Consider the following 14868-nt stretch of genomic DNA (forward strand, 5'->3'; position numbering starts at 1 on the left):
TGAGTAAAGCGCATCAGGAGGGCGACGTATGACGCAAACACTTTATAGTTCGGCATTGTTTTTTGGTTTGGTATCAGGCGTTTGTCTGAGTTTTGGTGCGGCCGGCGCGGCAGAACCGGTTCACTGCACGGTCATTCTGGATGTGGCGAGCCGGCAGGCTCTGCACCGCGAGGGGGATTGCGACAAGGCCTATGCACCTCAATCGACTTTCAAATTTCCTCTGGCGATCATGGGTTATGATGCCGGCATTCTGAAGGACGCCACAACGCCGCGATGGGACTACAAGGTCGAATGGAAAAGGCCGAAGCGCGAACAGCAATCGGTCGATCCGACGATTTGGGAAAAGGATTCCATCGTCTGGTATTCGCAGGAAATCACCCGAAAGCTCGGCAAGCAGAAATTCGCCGAATACGTCAAGGATTTTGAATATGGCAATGCCGATGTCAAAGGCGTACCCGGTCATACGGATGGGCTGACGGAATCCTGGCTAATGTCATCGCTGAGGATTTCTCCTGATCAGCAGGTCGATTTCATGCGCCGCTTCGTGAGTGGAAAAATACCGGCCTCCAAACAAGCCTATGACAATACAAAGGCGATCATCCCGCAATTTACCGCCGCTGATGGCTGGTTGATCCACGGTAAAACCGGTTCCGGTCGTATTCGCAACAAGGTCGGCAAGGCGGATGGTAATAACTGGCTTGGCTGGTTTGTCGGCTGGGCAGAAAAGGGCGATCAGCGGGTGGTCTTTGCCACGCTGAATGTCCGGGAATGGACAACCAAGGAACCGATCAGCTTTGCGACCCGTGACGCGCTGATTGCCGATCTGCCAAAGCTGGTAAAATAATTTAGCGGATAAAGCGCCGTGCCACGAAGATCATGGCCAGCCCGGCAATCGCCAAAAGTGCGCCGCGCAACATCCATGGGCTTTGATTGATCATGAAGCTGGAGGCGGGGTAGGGGAAATAACCGCTACCCTGCCCAATCCAGATTGCGCCGATAAGCGTTAGAAGAACCCCAAGGACGGTCAGCGAAATTCGAAGCACCTTCATGATAAACCCCGAAAGAGACAAGGTCTCTATCATAACCTGAAGCGGTCTATCGCGCCATGGTCACAATCTCCCGTCGTTTACGCTTCAGCGTAATAACGAACGATCAGATTTGTTTCGTTTTCAGTGTGGGTATCCTGCGAAGCCTTTGACGCCGTTCCTTCAAACGTGCTTTTTTCGATCGCGTCCAAAACACCACGAATGATCTGGTCTTTCTGGGCGGCGATTGCACGATTGCGCAAGGCTGTGAATGCGGCGTCATTAACCGCTCTGAAACTGCGCTCCAGCGCGGCGTCATTTTTCAAAACCAGTGTGTGAGAGGTGGGCGCTGACACAGACGAAACGGCTGTTGGTCTTGACTGAACCGGCGCGGCTTGCTGTTGCGGATTAGGGCCCGCTGCGGCAGGTGCCGTGGTGGCACTGTCAGCCTTGCTATCATTCTGCGCGCTATCGGTCTCGACAGTCGACGAGGGCGCTGCGTTGACCTGTTCACTGGGCTGAGATGCATCGGTCGGTTCCGGCGCTGAACCGGCGCTATCACCGTCTTCCGATATGTCGTTATCATCGACGGCGGAAGGCGGTTCCCCAGCCGCAGCTCCAGCGTCTGCCTCTGTGTCGCCATCGGGCTGAGTAGGCGCCGCAGAATAGGTGCCATCATCATCTTGTGCTGCGGTCTCTAGTGCCGTGTTTTCACCGGTTTGTGCATGTGTGCCCGGCGGCGTTTGCGAAGCCTGATTGCCGGAAGAGGAATTTGTGTTGCCGCTGTTGCCAAGAGACGTGTGCCCACTTGAAGAGGTGGGCGGCAGAAGTGTTTCGAGCATGAAAGGGGTACCAGAACTATGAATGCCCCCCGTCTAACCTCCCACCCCCCAAAATTTAGTGGAATTGGGTAGCGTTATTTTATTAAAATACTGAGGTAATTGCGTTTTCCACAGCACAAAACAAAAGCGCGCCACAACCATGCCGTGGCGCGCTTCAAAGGACTTTGAACGGATTTATCGTTAGATGGAGCTTGCCGCACCGCCATCAACCCGCAACATGGTGCCGGTAATGTAGCTTGCTCCCTGCGAGCACAGAAACGCACCTGCTGCACCAAACTCCTCAACCGTGCCAAGACGGGCAGCCGGGATAGTCTTGACGGACGATGAGCGGATTTCCTCGATGCTCTTGCCGGTGCGCTTGGCATTGGCGCCATCCAGTTCATCGATACGGTCGGTGTGAATACGGCCGGGCAGCAGCATGTTGGATGTGATGCCGAAACCTGCCACTTCGCTCGACAATGTCTTGCTCCAGCCAACCAGCGCGCCGCGCAATGTGTTGGACAGCGCCAGATTGGGGATCGGTTCAAAAACGCCTGACGAGGCGACGGTGACAATACGGCCCCAGCCTTGTTCCTTCATCTGCGGCAGGAAAGCGCCGGTCAGTGTGATGACGCGCAGCACCATCGACTGGAAGAAAGTCTCGAGCTTTTCGGCTGTGATTTCTTCGGCAGTGCCGGGTGTCGGGCCGCCGGTATTGTTGATCAGGATGTCGATGCCGCCGAGTTTCTGTTTAACGGCATCAACCATCTCCGCCACAAAATTTGCCTCGGAAATGTCACCACGAACCCAATCGGCTTTGCCTTTGCCAAGCGCGTTGAGAGCCTGGCAATTTGCTTCCAGCTTTTCGCTGGTGCGACCAACCAGCAATACATTAACGCCTTCCTTGACCAGCGCAGTGGCAATGCCAAGGCCAAGACCGCGTGAAGAGGCGAGAACCAGTGCGCGTTTGCCGGAAATACCGAAATCCATGTGTCATTCCTTATGAAATCGAGACGTCATTGTTTGTATAGGCTGCGCAGGTCACGATTTGAAGGTCGAGACCTGCTTTGGTGCATTTAGGCAAATGGCACTTTGCCGGGATTGAACAAACCATCGGGATCGAGAGCCCGCTTGATCTGTTTTGCCAGACTGCGTTTTACCGGGTCGGCATAATTTTCGTAACCATACCGTTTCTCAAAACCCACGCCATGTTCGGCCGAGAAGCTGCCGCCAATTTCGCGCACATCGGTATAGATCGCATCCTGAATGCGAATGAGTTCCGCTTCGTCTGGCTCATCACATTTGACCGTCAGATGCAGGTTGCCATCGGCAATATGGCCGTAGACATAAAGTTCGTAGTGCGGGTTGAGCACCTGAAACCGAGCATGTAGATCCGCGACATAGGCATCCAGCAGGGCAGGCGGTAAGGATACGTCGAAGGAGGGTGGATGGTTGTAGAACTGGTAATAGAAACCAGACTCCTCGCGCAGTACCCAGATTTGTTTGGCCTGGGTGCTGGACTGCGCGACGATGCCATCGAGAATACCGATTTCCTCCCAGATGTCGGCAAGGGCCGCTTCCAGATTGCCGCGAGCCGTTTCTGCATCTGTGGACGAAATCTCAACGATAAAGGCGCAGGCGCTCTCCGGCAGCCAGGAAAGGTCAAAATTGCGCAAGGCGGCATGGTCACGGATAAACAGCGGCCACATCATTTCTGCCGCTTCCAGCTTGAGGCCGGTCATGTCAGTGAGACGTTCGGCAATGGCCAGCGCGCTTTTGGCATTATTGACTGCCAGCATGGCGGTGGCGCGGTATGGCCGCAAAGTTTCAAGTTTCAGCACGAGGCGTGTGATGATACCGAACGCGCCTTCGCTTCCGATCAGTAACTGCTTGATGTCAGGCCCGGCACTGACTTTGACTACGCGGGTCAGGTCACTGAATATCGTACCATCAGGCATGACGGCCTCGATACCGAGTATCTGATGGCGCATGACGCCGTTGCGAAATGCCAGCAGTCCGCCTGCATTGGTGGCCGCCATGCCGCCAATTGTTGCCGTTCCGCGCGAAGGAAGGTCAATGCCGGTGGTAAGGCCGTATGCCGCTACCGCTTCTTGAAGGGCCTGCAACGTCATGCCCGCCTGCACTGTGACGGTCTTTTCTTCGATATTGATGCTATCAACGGCGTTCAGCCGTGATGTCGAGATGGCGATCTGCCCTTCATGGCTGACGCAACCACCAGCGAGACTGGTGCGCCCGCCATGAGGCACAATGTTGACGCCCTGTTCGCGACACCATGTCACCAGCGCAGCGAGGTCCACTGCACTAGAGGGAGACACCAGAATGCCAGCGCCAAAATTGTCTGGGTGTTCTCCGGGGTCGCGTCCTTGCAAGTCGGTATGTGTGGCTATGTGCATATCGGGGAACGCAAATTTCAGCTTCGCTGCAAGGGTGAGGGCGGACGTGTCTGACATTGGCGGTTCGCTTCGCGGCGTGAATTCAGTTGGCAAATCAATAGCAGCCTGCGGTCAGGCGTCCAATGCAGTTTGAAGAACCCACCGATTTTGATGGCGGGAAAGCTAATAGGCTGGCGTGATCATTTGCTTAAACGCGCCTTGACCGACGCTAAAACCGACCTTATTTGTATATTACGTGAACGTAAAAGTAATTTAATCGTCAGGTTGTCTGACAATAATGTGTGAATCGACATGACTTGCCGCATTCAGCGCTCGACAAGTGCTGTTTGCTTTGCCAAGAAAGAACCGAAAGACAGGGACGGGGTGGTCAACCCGGCGGGATTGAGAGGCTGATATGACAGAGCAACATGAACTTCCTGAACGCGAGTCGATGGAATTCGACGTTGTGATTGTGGGTGCAGGTCCTGCGGGTCTGTCGGCAGCAATTCGTTTGAAGCAGGTTAATCCGGACCTGTCGGTGGTTGTTCTGGAAAAGGGCGCCGAAGTTGGAGCCCATATCCTGTCCGGCGCGGTGGTTGATCCTATTGGTATCGACCGCCTGTTGCCCGGCTGGCGTGAGGAAGAGGGTCATCCGTTCAAGACCGAGGTGAAGGACGACCAGTTCCTGTTCTTGGGACCTGCGGGCTCAATTCGTCTGCCAAACTTCATGATGCCACCGCTGATGAGCAATCACGGCAATTACATCGTGTCGCTTGGTCTGGTCTGTCGTTGGCTGGCGGAAAAGGCGGAAGCTCTCGGTGTCGAGATCTATCCCGGTTTTGCTGCCAGCGAGGTTATCTATGGTGATGATGGCGCTGTCATTGGCGTTGCAACCGGTGACATGGGCATTGAAAGAAACGGCGAACCTGGCCCCAACTTCACGCGCGGCATGGCCCTGATGGGTAAATATGTGCTGATCGGTGAGGGTGTGCGTGGTTCTCTGGCCAAGCAGCTTATCTCGAAATTCGACCTGCAGAAGGACCGCGATGTCCAGAAGTTCGGTATTGGCATCAAGGAACTGTGGCAGGTAAAGCCTGAAAAGCACAAACAGGGGCTCGTGCAGCACTCGTTCGGCTGGCCGCTGGGCTTTAAAACCGGTGGCGGATCGTTCCTGTATCATCTGGAAGACAATCTGGTGGCCGTTGGTTTCGTGGTACACCTCAACTACAAGAACCCGTATCTCTATCCGTTTGAAGAGTTCCAGCGATTCAAGACCCATCCGGCAATCAGCGAAACCTTCGAGGGCGGTAAGCGCCTGTCCTATGGCGCCCGCGCCATCACCGAAGGCGGCTACCAGTCGGTGCCAAAACTTTCCTTCCCCGGTGGCGCACTGATCGGTTGCTCAGCCGGTCTGGTCAACGTGCCGCGCATCAAGGGCAGCCACAATGCCGTGCTGTCTGGCATGCTGGCGGCAGAAAAGATCGCCGACGCGATTGCCGCAGGCCGCGCCAATGATGAAGTTGTCGAGATCGAAAATGAATGGCGCCTGGGCGATATTGGCAAGGACCTGAAGCGGGTTCGCAACGTCAAACCACTGTGGTCCAGGTTCGGCACGTTGCTGGGCATTGGCCTGGGTGGTCTCGATATGTGGATCAACCAGATTTTCGGCTTGTCAATCTTCGGCACCCTGAAGCACGGAAAGACCGATGCGGAAAGCCTTGAGCCTGCTGCGAAACACAAGCCGATTGCCTATCCGCGACCAGATGGCGTGTTGACCTTTGATCGCATGTCATCGGTGTTTCTGTCTTCCACCAATCATGAGGAAGACCAGCCGGTGCATCTGCATGTCAAGGACATGGATTTGCAGAAGCGCTCCGAGCATGATGTCTATGCAGGTCCTTCGACACGTTACTGTCCGGCAGGCGTCTATGAATGGGTCGAAAAGGATGGCGAAGAAGTCTACGTGATCAACGCGCAGAACTGCGTTCACTGCAAGACCTGTGACATCAAGGACCCTAACCAGAATATCAACTGGGTTCCGCCACAAGGCGGCGAAGGGCCGGTTTACGCCAATATGTAAGATGGCCCGGCCCGCACGGACCGCCGCCAGCGAGGATGTTCGGCGAAGGGCCGGTTTACGCCAATATGTAAGATGGCCCGGCCCGCACGGACCGCCGTCAGTAAAGACAGAAGGCCAAGGTGTGAAAATGGATGATCTTGTCTCGTTTTCCACCCGGCCTGCGCGACGCGATGAAATAGAGACTTTGAGACAGATTGAGCTCGATGCCTTTTTTGCGCTTCGCGATGCTGGCGGTATTCCGGGCGAACCAAGCGCCACATCGGCTGACAGCCTTCGCGTCATGCTTGAAAATGGTCTTCTTGTCGTGGCCGCAAACAGTGAAGATCGCCCCTTGGGTTTTCTCGGTGCAACGCAGATCGGTGATGAACTCTACATCAATGAAATCGATGTCTGGAGGGCAGTGCAAGGCAAGGGGCTGGGCAAGGCTCTGATTGTCTGGGCTATCGAAGAGATGGAGCGACGCCGACTGCGACGTGCCACGCTGACCACCGACCGGTTTGTGCCGTTCAACGCACCGTTTTATGCCCGAAAGGGTTTCCGTGTGCTGGCAGATGATGAACTGTCGTCTCATCTGCGGCAAACACTGGATCACCAGATCGAATGTGGTCTTGATCCTGCCCGCCGGGTCGCCATGGCTTGGGATAACCACTAAATCCACAACAGCGTGCAACGGCCTGTTGAATTCCCTGCGTTTAACCATGACATGTGGGGAGGTGCTGATATAATGGTGTGGCGCATATCGCGTCCTGGGGTGGTGTTATGGACTTTGGTGTTAAATGCGGCGTTATCTCCTCTGGCCTTAAAAGCAGATGGCTATGGTCTGCTGTTGCGGCATGCGGTTTTCTATCGGTTATGACCTCAGCGCATTTCACTGCCGCAGCCGATTGCCGGTCTGATCCGGCCCCTGGCGTGGACTGGAGCCAGTGCAACAAGCGACTGCTGATGCTCGGTGGAAGCAATTTCGAAGGTGCCAACCTGCAGGGCACTGATTTCACCTATACAGACCTGCGTGAGTCGATTGTGAAATCGGTGAACTTCACCAAGGCGAAGCTGGTCAGAACTTCACTCGCAAATACCGATCTTGCAGGCGCAACCCTCAACAAGATTGAAGCCTACCGCAGCGATTTCACCAATGTGAAGGCCGACAAGGTGCCATTCGTGAACGCGGAAATGCAAAGAGCCGATTTTACCGGCGCACATCTCGCTGGCGCGGATTTTTCGAAGGCCGAACTCGGCCGGGCAAATTTTGAGAACGCGGTGCTGGATGACGTGCATTTCAGCATGGCAAACTTGTCTCGCGCGCGCTTCATCGGTGCAAAGCTTGGCGGCGCGGTGGATTTGCAGAACGCTTTTCTTTTCTTGGCACGTTTTGAAGGCGTCGACCTGTCGAAGGTCTCTGGATTATCTCAAGGCCAGCTTGATCTCGCCTGTGGTGATGCAAACACCAAGCTACCTGAAGGCCTTACGGCATCTAAAGAGTGGCCCTGCCATCCAGACGAAGACCCTTCATGATGTAAAAAATCCCCCTGACCAAAGGCTAGGGGGATTGAAGATCATCAGAAGCCGGACAGGACGATCTTGCCCTTTGCCGTACCGCTTTCAATCAGCGCATGGGCTTTTTTCATGTTGGCGGCATTGATGCTGCCATAGGTTTCCGTCAGCGTTGTTTTGATTTTCCCTGCATCGACAAGTTCTGCGACATGGCTCAACAGCTTGTGCTGCTCGATCATGTCAGGTGTCTGGAAGACGGCGCGTGCGAACATCATTTCCCAGTGCACCGACAGGCATTTACGCTTGAACGGCATGACGTCGAACCCGCCTTTGGGATCATCAATCAACGCAAAACGGCCCTGTGGTGCCAGCAAGGTCACGCTTTCGCCGCCATGAAGATCGCTCTGTGTGGTGGAAAACACGAAGGAAGGCGCGCCTATTCCAAGTGCCTCGACCTGCTTGGCTATCGGCTGGCTATGGTCGATGACATGGTGAGCGCCAAGTTCTTTTGCCCATTCTTTCGTTTCCGGACGTGACGCCGTTGCGATAACCGTCAGATCGGTCAACTGCCGCACCAGTTGGATGGCAATCGAGCCAACACCGCCGGCGCCACCAATGATGACGATGGCGTTAGCGCCACCGGAAACCGGCTCATTGATATCAAGGCGATCAAACAGGGTTTCATAGGCGGTGATGGCTGTCAGGGGCAGGGCAGCCGCCTCTTCAAAGCTCAGGCTTTTAGGCTTTGCGCCGACAATGCGCTCATCCACCAACTGAAATTCACTGTTGGAGCCCGGCCGGTTAATGACGCCAGCGTAATAGACCTCGTCTCCGGGCTTGAACAGGCTGACCTTGTCGCCGACCGCCTTGACCACACCCGCCGCATCGAAGCCGAGCACGCGGTGCTGGCCATCTTCAGGAACAGCACTTTTGCGTACCTTGGTATCAACGGGGTTCACCGATACCGCCTTGATCTCGACAAGCAGGTCGTGACCGGTGGCGACAGGAACTGGCAATTCAATGTCCAGAAGGGACGTTTCGGCAGTGATGGGTTGAGGGTTCAGATAACCGACGGCACGCATGTAAAGCCTCCTTGCTTGTTTGCATGCATGGTAATTGATACATATGAAATGAAACCGCAAGAATGCACAAATTCTGTATATACGCACAAAAAGGATACTGTGATGTCTCGTCCTCGTGCAAAATTGACTGGCAACTTTCCCGGCTGTCCCGTTGAATCCACGCTGAGTTTTCTCGATGGCAAGTGGAAGGGCGTCATCCTCTATCACCTGCTGAATGGCGGTACGCTTCGCTTCAACGAACTGCGTCGCCACATTCCAAGCGTCACCCAGCGCATGCTGACCAAGCAGTTGCGTGAGCTGGAAGAAGCAGGTCTGATTTCTCGCAAGGTTTTTCCCGTCGTGCCGCCTCGGGTGGACTATACGCTGACGCCACTGGGCCTCAGCATGCAGCCGGTTATCGCCGCCCTGAAAACCTGGGGTGATAGCCACGTCGTTTGCGAGAATGGCACGAAATACATCCGCACACCGGATGGCAGGAAGGAACTGGCAGCCTGAGCTGCCAGTCTTTTGATCAGAGCACGGTGCCGCTGAGGATCAGCAGCGCGACACTGAAGTAGATGACCAGACCCGTGACATCGACAAGGGTTGCCACGAAGGGTGCCGAGGCGCTTGCTGGATCCAGACGCAGTTTCTGCAGGATGAATGGCAGCATGGAACCACAGATCGAACCGAAGCTGACGATGCCTACCAGCGCGGAAAATACCGTGAAGCCAACCAGCAGCCAGTGTTCGCCGTAATCGTAAAAACCTGCCTTCTGCCATACGGTCAGCCGCAGGAAACCGATTGCTCCGAGTATGGTGCCCAGCATCAGGCCGGTTGGCAGTTCACGCAGCAGAACACGCCACCAGTCGGAAAGCTTTAGCTCTCCCAGCGCCAATGCACGAATGATCAGTGACGTTGCCTGCGAACCGGAATTGCCGCCGGAGCTCATGATCAGCGGAATGAACAGTGTCAGCACGACAGCCTTTTCCAACTCACCTTCAAAATGCTGCATGGCGCTTGCCGTCAGCATTTCACCGATAAACAGCGCAGCCAGCCATCCGGCACGTTTGCGGATCATCTCTGGAAAGCCGATTTTCATATAGGGCTTTCCAAGCGCCTCCATGCCACCGAATTTCTGGGCATCTTCGGTCGTATCGGCAATCATCGTGTCGATCACATCATCGACGGTCACAATGCCAAGAACATGTCCGTGCTCATCAACGACGGGCAGGGCCAGCAGGTTGTGCTTGCGGATCAGCTTGGCGACCACTTCCTGCGAGGCCAAGGGATCGATGAAAACAACACTTTCTGCCTGGGCGACCGACAGGATCGAGGCTTCTGGCTGACCGGTCAGCAGGCGGCGCAGTGTCACGACATTTGTCAAAACGCCGTCATGGCTCAGCACATAGATGGCGTAGACCGTTTCGCGCGAACGACCGACTGTGCGGATATGATCAAGCGTCTGCTCAACGGTCCAGTCATCAGGGACGCTGACAAACTCCGTGGTCATGATGCTGCCCGCAGTGCGGGGCGGATAGTTCATCAGATGCTGTATGGCGAGTGCCGTTGTGCGGTCCAGCCGTGAAGACAGCCGGGCGCGCTCACCGTCTTGCATTTCCTGCAAAAGGTCTGCGACACGATCGTTTGCCATGGTGTTCAGCAGGCGAACGGCAACGTCGACCGGCATCGCGTTGATGATGGCGGCGGCGTGATGCAGTTCTGGCCGAGCCAGAATGGCCACGGCTTTTGGCTGTGCCATGGTGGAAAGGGCAGATGCAGCCTGTGCTACGTCAAGCGTGTTCAGCTGGTCTACACGTTCTGCAATGGTGAGGCCTGTTGCATGGGTGCCGCGAAAGAGGCGTGCAGCCTTGCTGGCTCTCTGGGAGAGGGTGTGAAAGTTCATGATTGCTCACCTTTGTATCGATCCGCCGATTGCGGCAGATCGTGGTGAGCCGACAGGAGTCAGATCAGTGCACGAACGCCGTTCTCGGCAAAGGCAATCGACTACTACTGTCGCTAGACATCTAATGATGCTCCGGTTGAAATCCGCGCGATGAAAAACCATGCGCGTAAGGCATGTGTTGCGCCTGAAAAGGCCAATAGTCAAGAAGAGAATAATTACGTTTTTGCAAGGCTGCTTTGCTTTGGCACGCGTTTCGAAAAACGGTGCCAAAGCAATGCGCTAAGGGGTCAGTTCAGGCCGCTTTTGCGCGTTTGTCGATGGAGACGGAAATCGCAAAAACCACAAGGCCAGCGGCTGAGAGTGCAGCGCCGACATAACCGGTTGCAGCGTAGCCGTAGCCCCACGCAATCACCAGACCGCCGAGCCACGCGCCAAGCGCATTGGCGATGTTGAAGGCGGAGTGGTTGGAGGCGGCGGCCAGCGTCTGTGCATCCGCTGCAACGTCCATCAGGCGGGTCTGAGCAGCCGGGCCAGCTGCAAAGCTACAGCCAACAAGGAACACGCAAAGGCAAAGCATGAACCAGTTATCAGCTGTCAGCGAGAACAGTGTCATGACCAGAATGTTGAACACCAGCATGCCACCAATCGTGCCGGTCAGCGAAATATCGGCAAGGCGTGAACCGATGATGTTACCGACATTCATGCCGATGCCGAACAGCGCCAGAACGATGGAAACCGAAGCAAGAGGCATCATCGCAACATCCGTCGTTGTTTTGGAGATGTAGCTGAAAATCGAGAACATGCCGCCGAACCCGACCGAAACGATCAGCAGAGTCAGCCAGACCTGAACGCGTTTGAATGCACCAAGCTCACGCGCAATGCTGGCGCCTTCGGCAACCGTGTCGCGGGGCTGGAACAACCACACCAGGCCAACCGTCAAAAGCCCGATACCACCCACCAGCATGAAGGCTGCGCGCCAGCTCATCAACTGGCCGATAAATGTCGCCAGAGGTGTGCCAAGCAGTGTTGCAATGGTCAATCCCAGCATTACACGCCCGACAGCTCGGGTTCGTTTGTGAACGGGTGCCATGGAGGCGGCGACCAGAGCGGCAACACCGAAATAGGCGCCATGTGGCAAACCGGTTATGAATCGCAGTGCGGTGAAGGAGGCAAAGTCCGGAGCTACGGCACTCAGGATGTTGCCGATGGTAAATAGTCCCATCAGACACAGCAGCAACGTACGACGGCTGAGGCGTGCCGACAGAACCGCAATGATCGGAGCACCGACCACAACACCCAGTGCATAAGCGGTAATCACATATCCGGCCTGCGGAATGCTGACCCCATAGGTGCTGGCCACTTCCGGCAGCAGACCCATAATTGCGAATTCACCGGTACCGATACCAAAGCCGCCGGCAGCCAACGCAATTTCGATAAGCGCGATTGCAAGGGGCGATAACTTGGCCGCGTCACTCGCGGAACCGGATGATTGCGCACGTGTATCGTGCATGACGGACTCGGTCATGAGGAAACCTGATATGTGAACTGTATTCGGTGCGGGAGCTGCAACGATGCGCAGGGACTGGAAACTGGTCACCAAAATGACCTGATCTGACGTTTATCATTTGATTGTGCGGTGCGGTAGAGGTTTCGCATCAAAAATGGCATCAGACGATTTTTATCTGGAACAGAATTTCAAATTGGGTGTTTTCTCGCCGCGGCAACGGGCGGCCCGTCTGTGGGGAACAGAGATGAAGTTGATTGCTATATTCAACCGCGACGGCGGTACGTTCAAAACAACTGACATGACTGAATATTGCTCTCTGGTACAGACAACGTTCCGTGGGGCAGGGCATGATATTGAATGCCGCCTTGTCGAAGGCCCCAATATTGTCGAGGAAATGGAAAAGGCAGCGGCAACACCAGGGCTCGATGGCCTGATTGCCGGTGGCGGCGATGGCACCATCTCGGCTGCTGCCGGTATTGCATGGAAAAATGGCCTTGCACTCGGTGTCGTTCCCGCCGGTACCATGAACCTGTTTGCCCGTTCGCTAAAGCTGCCGCTTGATATAAGGGCGGTCGTTGACGTGCTGGCGGAAGGTAATGTGCGTGACGTGGACATTGCCAGCGTCAACGGACGCCCTTTTGTACACCAGTTTTCCGCTGGTCTGCATGCCCGCATGGTGCGTTATCGCAACAACATGGCCTTTGCCTCAAGGCTCGGCAAAATACAGGCGAGTGCCCGTGCGGCGCTGGGTGTCGTGCTCAATCCACCGGTCTTCGATGTCGAATATATGGTCGATGGCGTGACGCGCCACCGGGAGGTCTGCGCCATTTCTGTCTCCAACAATGAGTTTGGCGAACATCCCTTTCTGGTACCGGATGATGTTGCCGGTGGTCATCTGGGTTTTTATCTGGCCGACGTCATGACGCCACCGGGCGTCGTACGGCTGGCCTTTGATATCTTGCGAGGCAAGCTGAAGGAAAATGCTGCGGTCACCTCAATGACCACGCCGGAACTGGAGCTGCATTTTCCCAAACGCCGCCGCGATGTGCGCTGCGTTATCGATGGCGAGTTGCTGCCGATGGAACGGGATGTGCTGATCAAGCTGCATCCCGGGGAATTGAAGGTGTTCACGTCCCCGGTTATCCAGCAGGCTGCTGCCTGACGATCATAGTCTCGGCAGGTAAGTCCGGTAATCGAAGTCCGATACCGTCTGAAGATAGGTGATGGCTTCCTTGCGTTTGGTATCGGCAAACAGCTTTTGATAGGCCGCGCCAAACGTATCGGCGATAAAAGCCGATGCCGCAAAATCCTCGACGGCTGTCAGAAAATCGTGGGTCAGCTTGCTCTGGGATTGTGCTACGCCGCCGGGTTCGGTTGCCGGACCGGGATCAAGATCATTTTCGATGCCGCGTAACATTCCCCCTAGAATGGCCGTCAGTAGCAGATGCGGATTGGCGTCTGCACCGGCAACCCGGTGTTCAATGCGCGCTGCCGGACCGTGCGTATCGGGGATACGAACAGAGGTACCACGATGGGCAAAGCCCCAGTCAATATCGACCGGTGCGAATGAGCCGGGCTGGAAACGCCGGTAGGAATTGGCAAAAGGTGCAAAGATCAGTTGCGCATCCCGCATGGTTTCCAACATACCGGCACAGACGGATTTCAGCCGTGTTGGCTCACCGCCTTTCGCGTCGAGTATGTTGTTTCCTTCTCCATCAAGAATGCTGATGTGGACATGCAGCCCTGATCCGGCCTGATCCGAATAGGGCTTGGCCATACATGTCGACTTCAGGCCATGATGTTTGGCAGCCTGTTCGGCAATCCGCTTCAGATAAATGCAGTCGTCGGCGGCCGCCAATGCATCCGGCCTGTGCAGCAGGTTTACTTCAAACTGGCCAGGGCCGAATTCTGCTGTTGTTGCATCAGCGGGCAGTCCTTGTATCTTGGCCCAGGCATTCAGCGTTTGCAGATAATCGTCCATAATGTCTGTGGCGCCCATATCGTAGAGCTGCGCACCGGTCGCTTCGCCCTTGTAGGCAAGCCGGGCAGGCGGGCGCGGTTTGCCGGTTGCACGCCAGTCATCCTCAACAAGATAAAATTCAAGCTCGGTCGCGACAACCGGTGTGAGGTCAAGCTGCGCGTAACGTTCCAGCATGCGTGACAGGATGGCGCGCGGGTCCATGAAGCTTGGTCCACCATCCATGTCGTGCATGGTGGCCAACACCTGCGCTGAACCCTCTGGTGCCCAAGGCATCGGCGCCAAGCTGCGCTTGTCTGGCACACACACGCCATCAGGATCACCCAGCGTTAGCGACAGGCCAGTAAATTCGTCATTGTCATCACCCCAGATATCCAGCGACTGCGTGGAGGCGGGAAGTCGGACGGAGCCTTCCCATATTTTTTTCTCGGCTTTGAGCGGAATGCGTTTGCCTCTGAGATCACCATTCATGCCAACAAGCAGCAGCTCTATGCGTGGCTGCATTTCAACAAAATGGCTAGGGAGTACGGTTTCTCTGCGGGTCATTTTGGTATTTCGGCTTTCTCGTCTGATCGTAGAACGTGCAACGATAAGCTTAAACACACC

14 protein-coding genes are annotated in these 14868 nt (G+C 55.5%); 6 read left to right on the forward strand and 8 right to left on the reverse strand.

Features of this window, described 5'->3' with window-relative positions; translation table 11 throughout:
• The first annotated feature begins 28 nt into the window (after nucleotides 1-28).
• On the forward strand, nucleotides 29-844 hold the full coding sequence (gene blaOXA, locus ACZ5FM_RS03560) for a class D beta-lactamase (RefSeq protein ID WP_464039739.1): 816 nt from the start codon (nucleotides 29-31) through the stop codon (nucleotides 842-844).
• Nucleotide 845: 1 nt separating this feature from the next.
• Here the strand turns inward: blaOXA and ACZ5FM_RS03565 are convergent, their stop codons facing one another.
• The 4 genes from ACZ5FM_RS03565 to ACZ5FM_RS03580 all read right to left on the reverse strand — a co-directional run bounded on the left by ACZ5FM_RS03565 (nucleotide 846) and on the right by ACZ5FM_RS03580 (nucleotide 4317).
• Entirely contained in the window at nucleotides 846-1049 is a 204-nt protein-coding gene (locus tag ACZ5FM_RS03565; protein ID WP_464039740.1) for a hypothetical protein, read from the reverse strand.
• 77 nt (nucleotides 1050-1126) lie between these two features.
• Nucleotides 1127-1867 carry a hypothetical protein gene (locus ACZ5FM_RS03570; protein ID WP_464039741.1) on the reverse strand — a complete coding sequence of 247 codons (741 nt, stop codon included), beginning with the start codon at nucleotides 1865-1867 and terminating at the stop codon, nucleotides 1127-1129.
• Nucleotides 1868-2047: 180 nt separating this feature from the next.
• Nucleotides 2048-2836, reverse strand: coding sequence for an SDR family oxidoreductase (locus tag ACZ5FM_RS03575; RefSeq protein ID WP_464039742.1), 789 nt, complete (start codon nucleotides 2834-2836; stop codon nucleotides 2048-2050).
• Nucleotides 2837-2922: 86 nt separating this feature from the next.
• Nucleotides 2923-4317, reverse strand: coding sequence for an FAD-binding oxidoreductase (locus ACZ5FM_RS03580; protein WP_464039743.1), 1395 nt, complete (start codon nucleotides 4315-4317; stop codon nucleotides 2923-2925).
• Between the two features lie 337 nt (nucleotides 4318-4654).
• On the opposite strand from ACZ5FM_RS03580, the gene ACZ5FM_RS03585 reads away from it, so the two are divergent.
• From ACZ5FM_RS03585 to ACZ5FM_RS03595, 3 genes are all read left to right on the forward strand, one after another.
• Complete coding sequence (locus tag ACZ5FM_RS03585) at nucleotides 4655-6319, forward strand: electron transfer flavoprotein-ubiquinone oxidoreductase (RefSeq protein WP_464039744.1); 1665 nt, start codon at nucleotides 4655-4657, stop codon at nucleotides 6317-6319.
• A gap of 127 nt (nucleotides 6320-6446) precedes the next feature.
• On the forward strand, nucleotides 6447-6971 hold the full coding sequence (locus ACZ5FM_RS03590) for a GNAT family N-acetyltransferase (protein ID WP_464039745.1): 525 nt from the start codon (nucleotides 6447-6449) through the stop codon (nucleotides 6969-6971).
• 107 nt (nucleotides 6972-7078) lie between these two features.
• Nucleotides 7079-7831, forward strand: a complete 753-nt coding sequence (locus tag ACZ5FM_RS03595; RefSeq protein WP_250983014.1) for a pentapeptide repeat-containing protein — start codon at nucleotides 7079-7081, stop codon at nucleotides 7829-7831.
• A 44-nt stretch (nucleotides 7832-7875) separates the two neighbouring features.
• Here ACZ5FM_RS03595 and ACZ5FM_RS03600 read toward each other — a convergent pair whose 3' ends face one another.
• Nucleotides 7876-8892, reverse strand: a complete 1017-nt coding sequence (locus ACZ5FM_RS03600) for a zinc-binding alcohol dehydrogenase family protein (RefSeq protein WP_464039746.1) — start codon at nucleotides 8890-8892, stop codon at nucleotides 7876-7878.
• Nucleotides 8893-8994: 102 nt separating this feature from the next.
• On the opposite strand from ACZ5FM_RS03600, the gene ACZ5FM_RS03605 reads away from it, so the two are divergent.
• A complete protein-coding gene (locus tag ACZ5FM_RS03605) occupies nucleotides 8995-9387 on the forward strand; it encodes a winged helix-turn-helix transcriptional regulator (protein WP_464039747.1) in 393 nt (130 codons plus the stop codon).
• A gap of 16 nt (nucleotides 9388-9403) precedes the next feature.
• Here the strand turns inward: ACZ5FM_RS03605 and mgtE are convergent, their stop codons facing one another.
• Both mgtE and ACZ5FM_RS03615 read right to left on the reverse strand, forming a co-directional pair.
• Nucleotides 9404-10777 carry a magnesium transporter gene (mgtE, locus tag ACZ5FM_RS03610; protein ID WP_259145501.1) on the reverse strand — a complete coding sequence of 458 codons (1374 nt, stop codon included), beginning with the start codon at nucleotides 10775-10777 and terminating at the stop codon, nucleotides 9404-9406.
• A gap of 292 nt (nucleotides 10778-11069) precedes the next feature.
• Nucleotides 11070-12302: an MFS transporter gene (locus tag ACZ5FM_RS03615; RefSeq protein WP_409515523.1), complete on the reverse strand. Its 1233-nt coding sequence runs from the start codon at nucleotides 12300-12302 to the stop codon at nucleotides 11070-11072.
• Between the two features lie 226 nt (nucleotides 12303-12528).
• On the opposite strand from ACZ5FM_RS03615, the gene ACZ5FM_RS03620 reads away from it, so the two are divergent.
• On the forward strand, nucleotides 12529-13446 hold the full coding sequence (locus ACZ5FM_RS03620; protein WP_259145500.1) for a diacylglycerol/lipid kinase family protein: 918 nt from the start codon (nucleotides 12529-12531) through the stop codon (nucleotides 13444-13446).
• A gap of 3 nt (nucleotides 13447-13449) precedes the next feature.
• Here the strand turns inward: ACZ5FM_RS03620 and ACZ5FM_RS03625 are convergent, their stop codons facing one another.
• Nucleotides 13450-14808, reverse strand: coding sequence for a glutamine synthetase family protein (locus ACZ5FM_RS03625; protein ID WP_259145499.1), 1359 nt, complete (start codon nucleotides 14806-14808; stop codon nucleotides 13450-13452).
• Nucleotides 14809-14868 lie beyond the last annotated feature (60 nt).

It is taken from the genome of Agrobacterium sp. 5Ca50 (genome assembly GCF_055381905.1).

What these genes read in the sequence shown, in the direction of transcription:
- blaOXA (WP_464039739.1), top strand. Translation starts at nt 29, where the DNA reads ATGACGCAAACACTTTATAGTTCGGCATTGTTTTTTGGTTTGGTATCA.
- ACZ5FM_RS03565 (WP_464039740.1), bottom strand. Translation starts at nt 1,049, where the DNA reads ATGAAGGTGCTTCGAATTTCGCTGACCGTCCTTGGGGTTCTTCTAACG.
- ACZ5FM_RS03570 (WP_464039741.1), bottom strand. Translation starts at nt 1,867, where the DNA reads ATGCTCGAAACACTTCTGCCGCCCACCTCTTCAAGTGGGCACACGTCT.
- ACZ5FM_RS03575 (WP_464039742.1), bottom strand. Translation starts at nt 2,836, where the DNA reads ATGGATTTCGGTATTTCCGGCAAACGCGCACTGGTTCTCGCCTCTTCA.
- ACZ5FM_RS03580 (WP_464039743.1), bottom strand. Translation starts at nt 4,317, where the DNA reads ATGTCAGACACGTCCGCCCTCACCCTTGCAGCGAAGCTGAAATTTGCG.
- ACZ5FM_RS03585 (WP_464039744.1), top strand. Translation starts at nt 4,655, where the DNA reads ATGACAGAGCAACATGAACTTCCTGAACGCGAGTCGATGGAATTCGAC.
- ACZ5FM_RS03590 (WP_464039745.1), top strand. Translation starts at nt 6,447, where the DNA reads ATGGATGATCTTGTCTCGTTTTCCACCCGGCCTGCGCGACGCGATGAA.
- ACZ5FM_RS03595 (WP_250983014.1), top strand. Translation starts at nt 7,079, where the DNA reads ATGGACTTTGGTGTTAAATGCGGCGTTATCTCCTCTGGCCTTAAAAGC.
- ACZ5FM_RS03600 (WP_464039746.1), bottom strand. Translation starts at nt 8,892, where the DNA reads ATGCGTGCCGTCGGTTATCTGAACCCTCAACCCATCACTGCCGAAACG.
- ACZ5FM_RS03605 (WP_464039747.1), top strand. Translation starts at nt 8,995, where the DNA reads ATGTCTCGTCCTCGTGCAAAATTGACTGGCAACTTTCCCGGCTGTCCC.
- mgtE (WP_259145501.1), bottom strand. Translation starts at nt 10,777, where the DNA reads ATGAACTTTCACACCCTCTCCCAGAGAGCCAGCAAGGCTGCACGCCTC.
- ACZ5FM_RS03615 (WP_409515523.1), bottom strand. Translation starts at nt 12,302, where the DNA reads ATGACCGAGTCCGTCATGCACGATACACGTGCGCAATCATCCGGTTCC.
- ACZ5FM_RS03620 (WP_259145500.1), top strand. Translation starts at nt 12,529, where the DNA reads ATGAAGTTGATTGCTATATTCAACCGCGACGGCGGTACGTTCAAAACA.
- ACZ5FM_RS03625 (WP_259145499.1), bottom strand. Translation starts at nt 14,808, where the DNA reads ATGACCCGCAGAGAAACCGTACTCCCTAGCCATTTTGTTGAAATGCAG.